General features: G+C 75.5%; 18 protein-coding genes. 10 read left to right on the top strand and 8 right to left on the bottom strand.

The features are described from left to right. From ET526_RS11120 to ET526_RS11110, 3 genes are all read left to right on the top strand, one after another. Positions 1 to 1,085, top strand: a 1,085-nt coding sequence (locus ET526_RS11120; RefSeq protein ID WP_135467765.1) for a murein hydrolase activator EnvC family protein, incomplete at its 5' end; no start/stop codon positions are given. A 331-nt stretch (positions 1,086 to 1,416) separates the two neighbouring features. Then, a complete protein-coding gene (locus ET526_RS11115) occupies positions 1,417 to 2,634 on the top strand; it encodes a S41 family peptidase (protein ID WP_408869762.1) in 1,218 nt (405 codons plus the stop codon). Between the two features lie 462 nt (positions 2,635 to 3,096). Further along, positions 3,097 to 4,176: a divergent polysaccharide deacetylase family protein gene (locus tag ET526_RS11110; RefSeq protein WP_135467764.1), complete on the top strand. Its 1,080-nt coding sequence runs from the start codon at positions 3,097 to 3,099 to the stop codon at positions 4,174 to 4,176. A gap of 84 nt (positions 4,177 to 4,260) precedes the next feature. Here the strand turns inward: ET526_RS11110 and ET526_RS11105 are convergent, their stop codons facing one another. The 8 genes from ET526_RS11105 to ET526_RS11070 all read right to left on the bottom strand — a co-directional run bounded on the left by ET526_RS11105 (position 4,261) and on the right by ET526_RS11070 (position 10,018). Then, entirely contained in the window at positions 4,261 to 5,658 is a 1,398-nt protein-coding gene (locus ET526_RS11105) for an MFS transporter (RefSeq protein WP_204623600.1), read from the bottom strand. A 219-nt stretch (positions 5,659 to 5,877) separates the two neighbouring features. Further along, positions 5,878 to 6,480 (bottom strand): nitrile hydratase subunit alpha, encoded by a 603-nt coding sequence (locus ET526_RS11100; protein ID WP_135467763.1) that lies wholly within the window; start codon positions 6,478 to 6,480, stop codon positions 5,878 to 5,880. After that, entirely contained in the window at positions 6,477 to 6,800 is a 324-nt protein-coding gene (locus ET526_RS22390) for an SH3-like domain-containing protein (protein ID WP_135467762.1), read from the bottom strand. The genes ET526_RS11100 and ET526_RS22390 overlap by 4 nt, the downstream gene beginning before the upstream one ends. Continuing rightward, positions 6,797 to 7,093 (bottom strand): SH3-like domain-containing protein, encoded by a 297-nt coding sequence (locus ET526_RS22385; protein WP_135467761.1) that lies wholly within the window; start codon positions 7,091 to 7,093, stop codon positions 6,797 to 6,799. Before ET526_RS22385 ends, ET526_RS22390 begins: the two co-directional genes overlap by 4 nt. 105 nt (positions 7,094 to 7,198) lie before the next feature. Further along, a complete protein-coding gene (locus ET526_RS11085; RefSeq protein ID WP_135467760.1) occupies positions 7,199 to 8,086 on the bottom strand; it encodes an SH3 domain-containing protein in 888 nt (295 codons plus the stop codon). Positions 8,087 to 8,118: 32 nt separating this feature from the next. Then, the gene (locus ET526_RS11080) at positions 8,119 to 8,493 is read right to left on the bottom strand and encodes a DsrE family protein (RefSeq protein ID WP_135467759.1); all 375 of its coding nucleotides are present in this window, start codon (positions 8,491 to 8,493) and stop codon (positions 8,119 to 8,121) included. Next, positions 8,493 to 9,320: a HesA/MoeB/ThiF family protein gene (locus tag ET526_RS11075; protein ID WP_135467758.1), complete on the bottom strand. Its 828-nt coding sequence runs from the start codon at positions 9,318 to 9,320 to the stop codon at positions 8,493 to 8,495. Before ET526_RS11075 ends, ET526_RS11080 begins: the two co-directional genes overlap by 1 nt. Positions 9,321 to 9,367: 47 nt before the next feature. Next, positions 9,368 to 10,018 (bottom strand): S24 family peptidase, encoded by a 651-nt coding sequence (locus ET526_RS11070; protein ID WP_135467757.1) that lies wholly within the window; start codon positions 10,016 to 10,018, stop codon positions 9,368 to 9,370. Positions 10,019 to 10,216: 198 nt separating this feature from the next. Between ET526_RS11070 and ET526_RS11065 the strand changes: the two genes are divergently transcribed. The 7 genes from ET526_RS11065 (at position 10,217) to ET526_RS11035 (ending at position 15,495) form a co-directional block, all read left to right on the top strand. Further along, positions 10,217 to 10,663 (top strand): hypothetical protein, encoded by a 447-nt coding sequence (locus ET526_RS11065; RefSeq protein ID WP_135467756.1) that lies wholly within the window; start codon positions 10,217 to 10,219, stop codon positions 10,661 to 10,663. Next, entirely contained in the window at positions 10,660 to 11,118 is a 459-nt protein-coding gene (locus tag ET526_RS11060) for a hypothetical protein (RefSeq protein WP_135467755.1), read from the top strand. Before ET526_RS11065 ends, ET526_RS11060 begins: the two co-directional genes overlap by 4 nt. 142 nt (positions 11,119 to 11,260) lie before the next feature. Continuing rightward, a complete protein-coding gene (locus tag ET526_RS11055) occupies positions 11,261 to 11,482 on the top strand; it encodes a hypothetical protein (protein WP_135467754.1) in 222 nt (73 codons plus the stop codon). After that, positions 11,479 to 12,897 carry a portal protein gene (locus tag ET526_RS11050; RefSeq protein ID WP_135467753.1) on the top strand — a complete coding sequence of 473 codons (1,419 nt, stop codon included), beginning with the start codon at positions 11,479 to 11,481 and terminating at the stop codon, positions 12,895 to 12,897. The genes ET526_RS11055 and ET526_RS11050 overlap by 4 nt, the downstream gene beginning before the upstream one ends. Positions 12,898 to 12,905: 8 nt before the next feature. Next, on the top strand, positions 12,906 to 13,631 hold the full coding sequence (locus tag ET526_RS11045; protein ID WP_135467752.1) for a capsid assembly protein: 726 nt from the start codon (positions 12,906 to 12,908) through the stop codon (positions 13,629 to 13,631). Positions 13,632 to 13,890: 259 nt separating this feature from the next. After that, positions 13,891 to 14,724 (top strand): phage capsid protein, encoded by an 834-nt coding sequence (locus ET526_RS11040; protein ID WP_135467751.1) that lies wholly within the window; start codon positions 13,891 to 13,893, stop codon positions 14,722 to 14,724. A gap of 201 nt (positions 14,725 to 14,925) precedes the next feature. Then, a complete protein-coding gene (locus tag ET526_RS11035) occupies positions 14,926 to 15,495 on the top strand; it encodes a hypothetical protein (RefSeq protein WP_135467750.1) in 570 nt (189 codons plus the stop codon). Position 15,496: the final 1 nt, after the last annotated feature.

Below are 15,496 nucleotides of genomic sequence, written 5' to 3'. Positions count from 1 at the left end.
CCGCAGCGGCACGCGAGGCCGCGGAAGCGGCCGCCCGCGCCGCCGCGGAGGCGGCGGAGGAGGAGCGGCTGCTGGCCGAGCGGCGGGTCGCCGCGGCGCGGCGCGTGCAGGCCGCCGAGCAGCGTCTGCAGGAGGCCGAGGCCCGCACCCGCGAGGCCCGGGAGGCCGCGGCGGCGGCGCGCGAGGCGCTGGAGGCGCGCGCCGCGGCGCTGGCGCCGATGCTGCCGGTGATGCGCGCCCTGGCGCTGTGGCCGGCGGAATCCCTGCTCGCCGTCCCGGCCCCGCCGGAGGAGGCGCTGCGCGGTCTGCTCGTGCTGCAGGGGCTTTCCCGCAACCTCGCCGCCGAGGCGGCCTCGCTGCAGGCGGCCGGGGCCGAGGCGCGGCGCCGCGCCGCCGAGGCGGCACGCCAGGCGGAGGCGCTGGCGGCGGCGGAGGAGGCGGCGCGGGCCGCCGTCGCCGCGCTGGAGGAGGAGTTGCGCACGGCCCGCCAGCGCCGCGCCAGGGCCGCGGACGCCGAGACCGAAGCGGCCCGGCGTGCCGAGGCCAGCGCCGCGCGGGCACGCACGCTGGAGGCGGCGCTCGCGCGGCTCCTGCGCGAGCAGGCGGCGGCCAGGGCCCGCGAGGAGGCCGAGGCGCGCCGCCGCGCTGCGCAGGAACGCGCCGCCGCCGCCCAGGCGGCTTCCCGGGCGCCGCCGCCACCGCCGGCGCGCGGTGGACGCGCCCTTCCCGTGGTCGGGCGGGTGGTGCGGGATTTCGGCGCGGCCGGGGAGGGCGGTCCGGCACGGGGCCTCACCTGGCAGGCGGCGCCCGGCGCGCGCGTGGTCAGCCCCTGCGCCGGCCGCGTCGCCTTCGCCGCTCCCTTCCGCAGCTACGGCCTCCTGTTGATCGTGGATTGCGGCGGGGGTTACCATTTCGTCCTGGCCGGCCTCGACCGGCTGGATGCCTCGGCGGGCCAGCGCGTGCTGGCGGGCGAGCCCGTCGGCGTGCTCGGAGCGGATGGCCGTGGAGGAGCCACCCTCTATGGCGAGTTGCGGCGCAACGGCCAAGTGGTGGATCCGCGGCCCTGGCTCTCGGCCCGCGGGTAGCGGCTCCGGGCGGCGGGGAGCGACCTTGGGGGAACGGGTCCGCCACCGGGATGGCGCTCACGACGAGTTGTAACGCGATGCGATTTACCAGCGCAAAAGCCGCGGGCGGCACTATCATCAAGGCCTGCGGCGGCCACGGGTTGGCAGCGAAGGGACAGGGTGGCGCATGAAGCGTGGGCTTGGGACGGCGGCAGGGCTGGCGGCGGCATTCGCGGCGGGGATCATGGTCGGCCCCATGGTCGCCGCCTGGGCGCAGGACGGGGGGAGGGCGGAAACCTAACGGCTGCTCAACCTGTTCGGCGACGTCTTCGAGCGCGTCCGCGCCGAGTACGTGGAGCCGATCAACGACCGCGAGGCGATCGAGAACGCCATCAACGGCATGCTGAACGGGCTCGACCCGCACAGCTCCTACCTGAATCAGCGCAGCTTCCGCGACATGCAGGTCTCGACGCGGGGCGAGTTCGGCGGCCTCGGCATCGAGGTGACGCAGGAGAACGGCTACATCAAGGTCGTCTCCCCGATCGACGACACGCCGGCCTTCCGCGCCGGGGTGAAGCCGGGCGATCTGATCACCCACCTCAACGGCACCTCCACCCAGGGCCTCTCGCTGCAGGAGGCGGTGGAGCAGATGCGCGGCGAGCGTGGCACCTCCATCCGCATCACCATCCGCCGCGAGGGCGCGGAGCGGCCGATCGACCTCACCATCACCCGCGACATCATCCGCCCGCAGGTGGTGCGCTTCCGCCTGGAGGGGAACGACATCGGCTACATCCGCCTCACCTCCTTCAACGAGCAGACCGAGACCAACCTGCGCCGCGCCATGCAGGCCATCCGCCAGCAGGCCGGCAACAATCTGAGGGGGCTGGTGCTGGATCTGCGCAACAACCCGGGCGGGCTGCTCGACCAGGCGGTGCAGGTGACGGACGACTTCCTGGACCAGGGCGAGATCGTCTCCACCCGCGCCCGGCGGCCCGAGGACGCGCAGCGCTGGAACGCGCGCGCCGGAGACATTGCCCAGGGGCTGCCCATGGTGGTGCTGATCAACGGCGGCTCCGCCTCGGCCTCCGAGATCGTCGCCGGGGCGCTGCAGGACCACCGCCGCGCCATCGTCATGGGCGTGAAGTCCTTCGGCAAGGGCAGCGTGCAGACGGTGATGCCGATCCCCGGGCAGGGCGCCATCCGCCTGACCACGGCGCGCTACTACACGCCCTCCGGCCGTTCCATCCAGGCCATGGGAATCGAGCCCGACATCGAGGTGCTGGCGCAGCGCGAGACCGCCGAGGCGCGGCGCGAGCGGGGCGAGGCCGAGCTGCGTCGCGCGCTGCGCAACGACAGCAGCAGCGCCCAGCAGCAGCCGCGCATCCCGCCGCCGCCGCTGAATCTGCCATCACACATTGTGGAGAGCGTGCAGCGCCTGCCGCCGGAGGGGGCGCCCGCCTTCGATCCGGCGAAGCCGGAGACCGACCACCAGCTCCAGCAGGCGGTGCAGCTCCTGCGGGCCATGGCCGCGGCGCAGGTCCAGACACCGACCCGCCGCGCCGCCCGCTAGAACGGATCGCGGCGGACGGGAAACGGCCGGGAGCGTGCTTCCGCCCTGCAGACAAAGGGCCGGAGGCGTTGCCGCGAGCCCGGCCGGGCGGAGACGGCTCCAGCGCCCGCTTCGCGGAGGCGGGATCGCCGGAGCGGCGGGCCGCTCGCCCGGCAAGGGCGGAAGCGCGATTCGCCAGGGTGGATCACGCCGCGGCGCCCGATCCGCGAAGGCAGTGCCGCCGGAGCGGAGGGGCGAAGGCGTGACCCGTGGCAATGGTTCACGCCGCGGGGCGGAGCGCGGTTCCGCTCCGCAGGCGAAGGGTTGGAGCCGCCGCGGCGGGCCCGGGCACCCCGCGGCGGCCCGGACGCCTCTTCCACGCCAGGCCGGGCGCGCCGCGGCGGGAAGGGCGGAAGGCGGCGAACGGGAAGGAGCGATGTGGGGGAGGGCCCCGCAGCGCTCCCGGCCCGACGGGAGGCATCCTTGTCCACACACCGTGGCTGGCGGCTGCTGATCGCCACCTGGCTGGTGATCGGTCTCGGCACCGTCGGCACGCTCGGCTGGCTGGCCTGGCAGGGGCCGCTGCCCGAACCCGCCAGGGCCGAGGCGGAGGCGCCCGAAACCGTGCCCGACGCCGGCCAGACTCCGGCGGCGTCCCACCCTGCGGCGGCCCTGCTGTCCGAGCCGCCGCCGCTGGCGGCGGTGGAGCGCGCCGCCGCCTCCTCCGGCCACGCCATCGCCGCGCCCGACCCTTCCCTGCTCGAGGACGGGCCGCATGGGCCGTTGCCGATGATCGGCCCCGGCGGGCGCAGCTCCATCCGCGCCTATGCCCGACCCTTCGACCGGCAGGATCGCCGGCCGCGCGTGGGTCTCGTCATCGGCGGCCTCGGCCTCAACGCGGCGCTGACGGAGGAGGCGATCCGCCGCCTGCCGGGCGGCGTGACCCTGGCCTTCAGCCCCTACGCGCCGCGCCCCGGCCCGCTGCTCGACCAGGCCCGCGCCAAGGGGATGGAACTGCTGGTGGCGCTGCCGATGGAGCCCACCGGCTACCCCCTGAACAATCCGGGCGACCGGGCGCTGCTGACTGGCCTTCCCATGACGGAGAACCAGGACCGGCTGGACTGGGTGCTGTCCCGCTTCGCCGGCTATGTCGGGGTGATCGGGGCGCACGGGCCGATGCGGGGCGAGCGCTTCGCCCTGCTCGGCGACCGGCTGGGCATGGTGCAGCAGGCGCTGCACGGCAGGGGGCTGCTCTACATAGATCCCCGTCCCAATGCCCGCGGGCCGGAACGGGCCTGGGGGCGAACCGTGGATCTGGTGGTGGACGAGCCGGCGACCCGCGGCGAGATCGAGCTGCGCCTGCAGATGCTGGAGCGGCTGGCGCGGGAGCGGGGCTCGGCCCTCGGCTATGGCGGGGAGGCCTCGCCGGTGCTGGTCGAGCGGGTGGCCGCCTGGGCGACAGGGCTGGAGGAGCGCGGCCTGGTGCTGGCGCCGGTCTCGGTTCTGATCCGGCCGCCCGAGGGCATGGCCCAGCCCCTGCCGGCGCGCGCGCGCGCCGAGTAGGGTGATCGCGGAGGGCGGGAAACGGCTCTGGCGGCCATTCCACGCCTCGTCGCGCGGACAGGTCCGGCGATGTCGCCGGGCAGATCAGGCGGTCCGGCGCCGCGACAGGCTGAGCGCGCCGGCGGCGAGAGCGAAGCCGATCCCGGCCAGCAGCGCCACCCGCGCGCCGTCCGCCCCCGCCGCCTGGAAGCAGAGCGCCACCGTGGTGGTGCCAAGCGTGGTGCCGAGCAGCCGCGCCGTCGCCTGCATCCCTCCGGCGCTGCCGCTGCGCGTCCTGGGGGCGGAGCCGATCATGGTGCGGTTGTTCGGGGTCTGGAAGAAGCCGAAGCCGGCGCCGCACAGCGCCATCATGCCGGCGAGCAGCAGCCCCTGGCCGAGCGGCGGCACGGCGGCGATCACCCCGAGCCCGGCGGCCATCGCCGTCATCCCGATCGCGCAGAGCAGCGCCGTCGGCACCCGGTCCGAGAGGCGGCCGGCGAGCGGCGCCGCGACCGCCATGCCGAGCGGCCAGGGCGTCATCAGCAGGCCGGTCTCCACCTGGCTGTAGCCCGCCCCCTGCAGCAGGAAGGGGAGGGAGACGAAGCTCGCATGCCAGGCCGAGAAGCCGCAGACCGAGGCGGCGACGGCGAGCGCGATCGTGCGGATGCGCAGCAGGTCCACCGGCAGCAGCGGCGCCGGCTGGCTGAGCTGGCGCTGCACCAGGAGCCAGCCCGCCGCGACGCCCCCCGCCATCAGCAGCACCGCCGGCAGCGTCGCCTGCAGGACCAGGTCGAGGCCGAGGAAGAACAGCCCGAAGGCCAGCACGTTCAGCGCCGCCCCGGCGGCGTCGAAGCGGCGCGGCGCGCGCTCCGGATCGGGCAGGCTGCGCAGGCCGATCAGGATGCCGAGGAGGCTGATCGGCACATGCACCAGGAACAGCGCCGGCCAGGACGCGACGGCGAGGATCGCCGCGGCAAGGGAGGGGGCGGAGGCGCCCGAGACCGCGACCACGATGGCGTTGATCCCCATGGCGCGGCCGAGCTGGCGCAGCGGATAGGCGTGGCGGATCAGGCCCGCGGTCAGGCTCATCACCGCCGAGGCGCCGAGCCCCTGCAGCACCCGCCAGGCGAGCAGCGCCTCGAAGCCGGGCGCCAGCGCGGCGCCGAGCGAGGCGAGGCCGAACACCGCGAAACCGGAGAGGAAGATGCGGCGGAAGCCGACCACCTCGCCGAGCGAGGCCAGGGGCAGCAGCGTGGTGACGACAGTGAGCTGGTAGGCGATCTGCAGCCAGGCGACGGAGGCCGGCGCGATGCCGAGGTCGCGGGCGATGCCGGGCAGGGCCACGTTCAGCATGGCGCTGTCCAGCACCGTGGCGGCGATGGAGATCAGCACCGCGGCGACCGCCCAGTAGCGGCGCGGCACCGGCAGCCCGTCGGCCGGATCCGGCATCGGCGCGGGCCGGGCGGCGTCCTGCGGCAGGCGGGGAGCGTCCTTCGGCGACATGGGAGGCGGTCAGCGGCGGCGTTGCGGGGGAAGGCGAGCGGCACCCGCCGCGACGCGCGCCGGCCAGGGCGGTCCGGCGCGGCCCCGTCGGGTCACCGGCGGCGCACCCTCCGGAAGGTCACGGGCGGCGCGCTGGGGCGGGGCACGTCTTCATGGCCCGCGCCTCCGCCCCTGTCGAGCGGCCGCCGCACCGCTTCGGCGGGCTCGCCGGAGCGGGCGCTATTCGGCGGCGGCGGCGACCGGCGGCTGCGGCAGCGCCACGCCCACCAGCACGTCGCGCGTGACCAGCGCGGCAAGCCGCCCCTCGCTCCACCCCTCCGTGCCCGCGGGGCGGAGCGGCAGCACCATCCAGCGGTAATCCGCGGTGCTGTCCACCACCCGTACCTCCACGCCGGGCGGCAGCACCGTGCCCCATTCGGCCAGCACCGCGCGCGGCTCCCGCACCACGCGGGCGCGGTAGGCGAAGCTCTTGTACCAGGGCGGTGGGTAGCCGAGCACGGCGCGCGGGTAGCAGGAGCAGAGGGTACAGACGATGACGTGGTGGCGCGTCGGCGTGTCCTCGAGCACGCCGAGCGGCGGCGCACCGGCCATGGAGACGCCCATCGCCTCCGCCGCCGCGGTGCCGTCGCGGAGCAAGAGCGCGCGGTATGCGGGGTCCACCCAGGCGCGGGCGACCATGCGCGCGCCGGTCTCGGGGCTCGCCTTGTCGGTCTGGGCCTGGCGCGCGGCGAGTTCCTCCTCGGTGACGATCCCCTTCGCCTTTAGCGCGGCGATCAGGCGCTCGAGCCCGGCGATGGAGTCGGGGCGGGGGGGTGGGCTCATGCGGCCTCCTTCGCCGGCGCGGCGGCCGGCTCCAGCCAGTGCTCGAAGATCTCGACCAGCACCTGGTCGCCGGGCTCGCCCTCCCGCCACAGGGGCGGCTGGTCGAACAGCACGTGGTAGAGCACGCGGCGCGGCGCCGGCCGGGCGAAGGCGAGGTCCTCCGGGTTGGGGAAGGCGCCGAGCACGCGCTCCACCGTGCCGGTGCGGCCGCGCAGGTAGTGCGGCGTGCGGATGTGGCAGGGGCCGCGACGCTCCGGCCAGTCGTCGCGGACCTGGACGCGGTCGCCGGGGGAGAAGCGGGGCGCGGCGTCGTCGCTCATCCCCTCAGCTCCTCTTCCGTCACCACGCCCTTCTCCAGCATCAGCGCGGTGATCGAGCGCAGCCAGCGCTCGTAGTAGGTGAGGGCGAAGTACTCGTCCTCGGGGATGGATTCGATGCCCCGGCGCAGCTCGTCCACCGTCATCAGCCTCTTGGCGGCGAGAAGCTGGCGCAGCGCGTCCACGCGCTTGCCGAAGGCATCCGGCGGCGACTCGTCGTGCTCCACCGGGGTGCAGCGGAACCGGCTCAGGCCGCCGATGTCATGGGTGGCGGGGGTCCTGTCGGGGTCGCTCATGCGCCCAGGCTAGGACCGGCCGGGGGCGATCGTCCAGCGGGGAGCCAGGGCGGCCCTCGTGCCGGCGGCCGCGCGCGGACATGCCCGGCGACGCCGCCGGGCGCATCAGTTCACCGCCTCGTCCGGCGCCACGCCCCAGATCTCGCTGCGCTTCAGCCAGCCGCGATAATCCCCGACCTGCACCTCGCACCAGGCGCTGGCCTCGGGGCAGCGGCGCAGGCGGCCGATCACGCCGGGCTTGAGGCGGGCGACCGGCGCGGCCTCCTCCTCGGCGCGGCGACGCAGCACGCGCTCCTCGCCGCGCACCAGGAAGGTGCGGCGGCTGCTGAGCAGGGGGCGTTGGACCCAGCCCTCGGTCCCCTCCGGGTCGCGGATCCGGCGCCAGATCTGGTGCTCGTCGATGATCAGCACCGGCAGGTCCCTGCGCTGGTAGGTCCACTCGACGGGATAGCGGAGGTCGGGGCCGATGCGCAGGTTCACCTGGTTGGAGCCGAGGGCGGCATAGCGCGGCAGCGGCAGGCCGGTGGCGCTGCCAAGCCGCGGCGGGGCAGGCTCGGCCGGGGCGCTGGCGCCTGGGCGGGCGGCGGCGACGGCACCCGCGGCGACGGCGCCTGCCGCCGCCGCGCCGGCGGCCGGGGCGGCGCGCGGCCGCGGCTGCCCGGCCTGCGGTCCCTGGGGCGCGGCCGGGCGCTGCGTCGCCGTGCCCTGCGGCGGCGCGGGCGCCGGGGCGGCGGGGCGCTGCGCGGCAGCAGGGGCGCGCGGCGGCGCGGCGGGCCGCGCGGGGGCGGTGGCCTGGGGCGCGGGGCGCTGGGGGGCGGCTCCCTGCTGCGCCGGGCGCGCCGGCGGCGGCGCGGGTGGCGCGGCCTGGGGGCGCTGCGGCGGCGGCACGGGGGTCTGCGCGCCGAGGCTGCTCTGCGCCATGGCGGAAGGCGCGGCCAGCAGGGCGCAGAGGGGCAGGATGGCGAGGAAGGAGCGGTGCACGGGCAAGGGCATGCCAAGCCCGGCCGGTCGCGGTCAAGCGCGCGTTACAGCGCGACGATCTGCCCCTCGCCGACCGCGGCGAGGAAGCTCGCCACCCCGGCCACCTCCACCCCCGGCGCGAGCGCGGCGGCGCCGAGATCCTCGGCGCGCAGCCCGGCCTCGCAGGCGATGCGCCGCACGCCGAGCTCCGCGGCGGCGGGCAGCAGCGTGGCAATGGGGGCGACGCCGCGCGCCGCAAGCAGCGCCTCCCGCGAATCGGCGAGCAGCGGCGTCGGGTCGAGGAACAGGCGGCAGCCGGCGTTGGTGGCGAAGAGCGTCACCGCGCGGCCGAGCGCCGCCGCGCCGGTGGCGAGCACCAGCGCGTAGTGCGCCGCCTCGTGCCCGCCGGAGCGCAGCAGGATGCCGAGGGGGCGCGCCATCAGGCGGCGGCGCAGGCCGGCGCGGGCGCGGCACGGTGGGCGGAGAGGTCGCGTATCGTCGCCGCCTCGCCGCAGAGCGGGCAGGCCGGGTCGCGGCGCAGCGTCACGGTGCGGAAGCGCGCGTCCAGCGCGTCCCACAGCAGCAGCCGGCCGGCGAGGGGCGTGCCGATGCCGAGGAGCAGCTTCAGCACCTCCGTCGCCTGCAGCGTGCCCATCACGCCGGTGACGGCGCCGAGCACCCCGGCCTCGGAGCAGCTCGGCACCAGCCCCTCGGGCGGCATCTCCGGGTGCAGGCAGCGGTGGCAGGGATGGGGCGCGCCGAGATGGGACTGGAAGACCGAGAGCTGACCCTCGAAGCGCAGCACCGCCGCCGAGACCAGGGGGCGGGCGAGCAGGTGGCAGGCGTCGCCGAGCAGGAAGCGCGTGGGGAAGTTGTCGGTGCCGTCGCAGACGATGTCGTAGCGCGGGATCAGCGCCTCGGCGGCGGCGGCGTCCATGCGCAGCGCGTGGGTCTCGACGCGCACCTCGGGATTCAGGGCGGCGATCGTCTCCGCCGCGCTCTCCGCCTTGTTGCGGCCGAGCCGGGCGGTGGTGTGGGCCACCTGGCGCTGCAGGTTGGAGAGCTCCAGCGCGTCATGGTCCACGAGGCCGATGGTGCCGACCCCCGCCGCCGCCAGGTAGAGCGCGAGCGGCGAGCCGAGGCCGCCCGCGCCCACCACCAGCACCCGCGCGGCGCGCAGCCTGGCCTGCCCGACCGCGCCGACCTCGGCCAGCAGGATGTGGCGGGAGTAGCGGTGCAGCTCGGCATCGGTGAAGTCGAGGTCCATCCGCCGGATATGGGCGCGGCGGCCCGGCCGGCGCAAGCCGCGGGGGCCTACTGGCTCGCCCAGACGATGCGATGCATCCAGGCGATCTCGGCGAGATCGAAGGCGAGGTCGGGGTGCTGCGGGTTGAGGCTGCGCAGCTCGATCCGGCGGGCGGACTGGCGCTTCAGCTCCTTGGCCATCACCTCCCCCCTTTGGGTGCGCACCACCACGCGGTCGCCGCGGCGCACCGGGGCGCCGGGGGCGACGATGACGATGTCGCCGTCGCGGAACACCGGCTCCATCGAATCGCCCGAGATCTCGAGGGCGTAGGCGTTGGGGTCGCCCACCTCCGGCAGCGCGATCTCGTCCCAGCCGCCGCCGACCGGGTAGCCGCCATCGTCGAAATAGCCCTCGCTGCCGGCCTGGGCGAGGCCGATGAGGGGGATGCGCCGCGCCGCGGGGGCGCGGCCGGCGCCGCGCGGCAGGGCCGGGGCGCCGGTGACGAGGGCGGCGAATTCCTCGATGCCGGTGGCGGTGGCGGAGAGCACCTTGGCGATGCTCTCGGTGGAGGGCCAGCGCGCCCGGCCGTCGGCGCCGATGCGCTTGGAGGGGTTGAAGGCGGTGGGGTCGAGCCCGGCCTTCCTGGCGAGGCCGGAGGCGGACAGGCCGCGCTCCGCCGCCAGGGCGTCTATGGCTCGCCAAACATCGTCGTGCCGCATGGCTGTTCCCGTGCCGCGCCGCCGCGGCCTGCCGCCCTGGGGGCGGGGCCGGGCCTGCCGGATCTGGCGGTTGGCTTGGGGATAACATCCTAGGTCTTGAGTCGGAGCGCAATAGGCTTGTTTTCTTATTAACCCTTGCCGGTCATACAACCACAGGTGTATGTTCCTGGAACGTTCCGCAACGATGGAGCTGTTCCGATGCCAGTCGCCCTCCGCCCCAGCCACGTGCCGGTCCACGCCCCCCTGGCCCGCACCGAGCCCTTCCGCAGCGTCGAGGAGGCCTGGTTCTGGACCATGGCCGCCCTGATCGCCCGCGGCGACGGCGCCCGCATCGTCGCCGGTCGTGGCCAGGTCAGCCGCCCCTGCGAGCCCGACGACGTCGTGAAGTGCCTGGACCGCCTCTATCGCCAGCGTCGCATCGACCTGACGCATGTGCGCATCATGCGCATCTGGGGCGAGCGCGGCGCGGCGCCCGACCCGCGCTATCCGCGCGAGCGCGGCGACTGGCGGCTGTGGCGGGAGGCGATGTCGCGGCTGGAATGGCCGCTGCGGGTCAAAGGCATCGTCGTCGGGCCCGAATTCCAGCCCCCTGCGGCGGCCGAGCCCGTGCCGCTGCGGCGGCCCGGGGAGGGGGAGGCGCCGTGACCCGGGCGGCCCGCCCCGCGCACCGCCGCGCCGCCGAGGAGGAGGCGCAGCGGGTCTGGATCGTCTTCGGCGGCAGGGCGGACCAGCCCTGGCTGCGCCCGCTGCGGCCGGGCTTCCGCCACTGCTTCGCGGCGCTTGCCGACGCTTCCGGCTGGACGGTTCTGGACCCGCTTTCGGGGCGGCTGGTGGTGGCGCGGCTGGCCCTGCCGCCGGGCTTCGACCTGCCCGGCTTCTACCGCCGCGCCGGCTTCGCGGTGCTCGGGCCGTTCCGGCCGGGGGCGCCGCGCCGGCGCCTGCTGCCGCCGCTCACCCCCTTCTCCTGCGTGGCGCTGTGCCGGGCCGTGCTGGGCGGCGCCGCGCCCTTCGCGCTGACCCCCTTCGGCCTCTACAGCAAGCTTCGGAATCGGAACGGGATTAGGAAAAACTTCTTGACTGATGGTGCCGTGCCGGAATAGAAGGGTCTTGCCAACGGGCGAACTGTGCCCGGAGGTCTTCCTCCCTTCCCCATCCGGACTGCGCGGGCCCGGCTCTCCCAGGAGCCGGGCCCGCTCCTTTTCCGGAGGGAACATCCCCGAACCCAGACGAGAGGTGCCGCGCATGGGTGGCCTGTTCCGTGCCCCGAAACCCGTGATCGTCGCCCCGGCCCCGACCCAGCCCGAACCCGCACCGACCGCGGAGGCCGAGACGGTCGGCGAGGCGGCGCGCGCCGAGGCCCGGGCCCGCAGCCTGCGCGGCCGGCCGGGCACCATCGCCACCTCCGCCCGCGGCGTGCTCGCCCCGCTGCCGGCGGCGCGGCGCAAGACCCTGCTCGGGGAATGACCATGCGCCCCGCGGAGATCCTCTCCCGCTACGCCGCGGCGCTGGAGCGCCGGCGGCCGATCGAGCCGGTCTGGCACTCCTGCTATGACCACGCGCTGCCGCCCGCCGCCGGTGCGCCGGCGCTGTTCGACGCCACCGCCGCCGACGCCGCCGAGCAACTCGCCGCCTCCCTGCTCGCCGAGCTGACGCCGCCCTGGTCGCGCTGGTTCGGCCTCTCGCCCGGCCGACCGGTGCAGGATTCGGCCGAGGCGCAGGCGGTGGCCGCGGCGCTCGAGGACGCGGCCGCCGTGCTGCAGGGGCATTTCGACCGCTCCAACTTCGCCATCGAGATGCACCAGGCCTTCCTCGACCTGGTGATCGCCGGCACCGGCGTACTGCTGGTGGAGGAGGCGCCGCTCGGCGAGGCCTCCGCCTTCCGCTTCACCGCCGTACCGCTGCGCGCCGCGGTGCTGGAGGAGGGGCCGGACGGGCGCCTGAGCACGATCTTCCGCGAGGCGCGTCTGACCGCAGAGGAACTCCGCGCCCGCTTCCCCGCCGCCACCCTGCCCCGCGACCTGCCGCAGGACCGGCCCCTGCCGCTGCTCGAGGCGATCTGGCCGGAGCAGGGCGCGGTGCGGCACATGGTGCTGCTCGCCGCCGATCCCGACCGGCCGCTGCGCCTGGCCGAGGGGCGCTTCGCCGACAGCCCCTGCATCGCCTTCCGCTGGCTGAAGGCGCCGGGCGAGACCTACGGCCGCAGCCCGGTGATGAAGGCGCTGCCGGACATCCGCACCGCCAACAAGGTGGTGGAGCTGGTCCTGAAGAACGCCTCCATCGCGGTGACCGGCATCTGGCAGGCCGAGGATGACGGCGTGCTGAACCCGGCGACGATCAAGCTCGTGCCCGGCGCGATCATCCCGAAGGCGCCGGGCAGCAGCGGGCTGACGCCGCTCGCCGCGCCCGGCAATTTCGACGTCTCCCAGATCGTGCTGCAGGACCTGCGGGCGCGCATCCGCGCCGCGCTGATGGCCGACCGCATCGGCATGCCGCAGGACGCGCGGCGCACCGCGACCGAGGTGCTCGAGCGCGCGGCCGAGACGGCGCGCCTGCTCGGCGCCACCTATGGCCGCCTGCAGGCCGAGCTGCTGACGCCGCTCGTCACGCGCTGCCTCGGCATCCTGCGCCGGCGCGGCGAGATCCCGCCCCTGCTGCTCGACGGGCGGGAGGCGGTGCTGCGCTACGAGAGCCCGCTCGCCCGCGTGCAGGGCCGCGCCGACGCGGCGAACACGCTGCTGTTCCTCCAGGCCGTCGGCGCCATGGGGCCGGCCGCCGCCGCGCAGGTGGATGCCGCCGCGGCGACGCGCTGGCTCGCCCGCACCCTCGGCGCCCCCGCCGAGGTCCTGGTTCCCCCCGCCCCTCCCGCCAACCCGGAGTGATCCCGAGCATGCCCGAGAACCTGCTGCAGCCGGAGACGGACAAGGCGACGCCCGAGCGTCCGCAGGACGTCCCGGAGAAGTTCTGGGACCCGGAGCGCCGCGCCATCCGCGTGGAGGCGCTGCTGAAGTCCTATCGCGAGCTGGAGCGGCGCCTCTCCCAGCGCGAGCGTCCGCCGGGCCCCGACGCGGCGCCGGAGGAGCTCGCCCGCTTCCGCGCCCTGCTCGGCGTGCCGGAGAGCCCCGACGCCTACCAGATCCGCGCCCCCCACGACCTCTGCTGCGCCGATCCGGAGGTGAACCGCCGCCTGCACGCGGCCAACTTCACGAACGAGCAGGCCCAGCTCGTCTACGAGCTGGCCGCCGAGCGCCTGCTGCCGCTGATCGCCGAGGCCGCCGCCGAGTTCGAGGCGGAGCGCCAGCGCGAGAAGCTGCACGCCCATTTCGGCGGGCCCGAGCGCTTCCGCAAGGTGGCGGCGCAGCTCGCGGCCTGGGGGCGCGCCAACCTGCCGCCGCCGGTGTTCGAGGCGCTTTCCTCCACCGCCGAGGGCGTGCTCGCGCTCGAGCAGATGATGCGCAAGGGCGAGCCGACGCTGTCGCGCGAGGCGGTGCCGCCCAAGGCCGAGAGCGAGCAGGAGCTGCGCGCCATGATGCGCGACCCGCGCTACTGGCGCACCCGCGAGCCCGAATTCGTCCGCCGCGTCACCGAGGGCTTCCGCCGCCTGGTGAACGGCTGACGGGGCGGCGGGGCTGGAGCGTCGCCTGCCCCTCCTCCGACGCTCGCTCCGCCGCCGGCACCCGCGAGGCAGGTCGCGGGTGCCCCCGGCGCGGGGCGGGAGGCGCCCGAACGGCCGCCTCCCGCCCCCGCCTTCCCGATCCGCGCCGCGACCAACCCGCTCCCGCCCGGGGGCGGGCTCGCGGCGCGCGCGCCGCGGCGGCCCCGAGCGGCCAACCGACCGCGGCGCGCACCTCCAACCCCAGCCCAAGGACAAGAGCATGTCCGCTTCGATCGACCAGGCCTTCGTCAAGCAGTACCAGGCCGAGGTGCAGGAGGCCTACCAGCGCCAGGGCAGCAAGCTGCGCCCGACCGTGCGCAGCAAGACCGACGTGCGCGGCGCCTCCACCGTGTTCCAGAAGGTCGGCCGCGGCACCGCCGGCGCCAAGGCGCGCAACGGCGTGGTGCCGGTGATGAACCTCGACCACACCACCGTCGAGTGCTTCCTGCAGGACTACTACGCCGGCGACTGGATCGACCGGATGGACGAGCTGAAGATCAACCACGACGAGCGCGCCGTGGTGGCGAATGCCGGCGCCTACGCGCTCGGCCGCAAGACCGACGAGCTGATCATCGCCGCGCTCGATGCCGGCACGCGCGAGGCGACGGGCACCGCCAGCGGCACCACGGACAATGACGGGCTGACGCGGGCCAAGGTGCTGCTGGCCTTCGAGATGCTGGGCATGGCCGATGTGCCGGACGATGGCCAGCGCTTCGCCGTTGTCGGCTGGAAGCAGTGGAGCGAGCTGCTGACCATCCAGGAGTTCGCCAATGCGGACTACGTGGGCGACGACCAGCTTCCCTGGAAGGGCGCGCAGGCGAAGCGATGGCTCGGCGCGCTGTGGATCCCGCACAGCGGGCTGACGCTGAACGGCTCGCTCCGCTACTGCTACTTCTACCACAAGACCGCGATCGGCCACGCGGTGGCGAGCGAGATCACCACCGACATCACCTGGCACGGCGATCGCGCAGCCTGGTTCGTCAACACCATGATGAGCCAGGGTGCGGTGCTGGTGGACAACACCGGCGTCGTGCGGATGCGCGCCAAGGAATGAGACGCGGATGCGCGCGAAGGAATGAGATGCGGATGCGCGCCAAGGAATGAGACGCGGATGCGCGCCAAGGAATAACGTCCAGCCGCGCGCGCAAGGCCCGCATCGCGCGCATCCGCGCGCGGCGCCTTCGCGCGCCCCCCGCACCCCGGCCGGCGGTACCGCCGGCCGGGTCTTCCGCAAACCCTCGCCCTGGAATCTCCGATGGTCCTTTCCGCGCTCGCGCTCTGCTCGCGCGCCCTCCTGAAGATCGGCGCGCAGCCCGTCGCCTCCCTCGACGAGGGCACCGCCGAGGCCGAGGTGGCCGCCGCGCTCTACCCTTCGGTGCGCGACGCGCTGCTCTCGGTGCATCCCTGGAGCTTCGCCACGGCACAGGCGACGCTGCCGCGCCTCGCCGCGCGGCCGGCGGCGGACTTCGCCCACGCCTTCCAGCTTCCGCCCGGCTTCCTGCGCGCCCTCTCGGCCGGCGGACCGGGCAGCGGCCGCGGCCTCGCCTACCGCATCCTGGAAGGCAGGCTGCACACCGACGCGCCGCAGGTGACGCTGACCTACATCTTCCGCCCCGAGGAGAGCGCCTTCCCGCCCTTCTTCGCCGCCGCGCTGGTGGCGCGCCTCGCCGCCGAGTTCTGCATCCCGCTGACCGAGAACGCCTCCCGCACCGAGGTGCTGTTCCGCCAGGCGGAGGCGGAGCTGCGCGCGGCGCGGCAGGCCGACAGCCAGCAGGCGACGCCGCGCGCGATCGGCGACTTCCCGCTGCTGGCGGTGCGGGGCTGAG

The organism is Crenalkalicoccus roseus (assembly GCF_004761865.1).
In the GTDB taxonomy this organism is placed as follows: domain Bacteria; phylum Pseudomonadota; class Alphaproteobacteria; order Acetobacterales; family Acetobacteraceae; genus Crenalkalicoccus; species Crenalkalicoccus roseus.
Note: the sequence above shows the minus strand (reverse complement) of the source record. Positions and strands in the feature narration are given on the sequence as shown.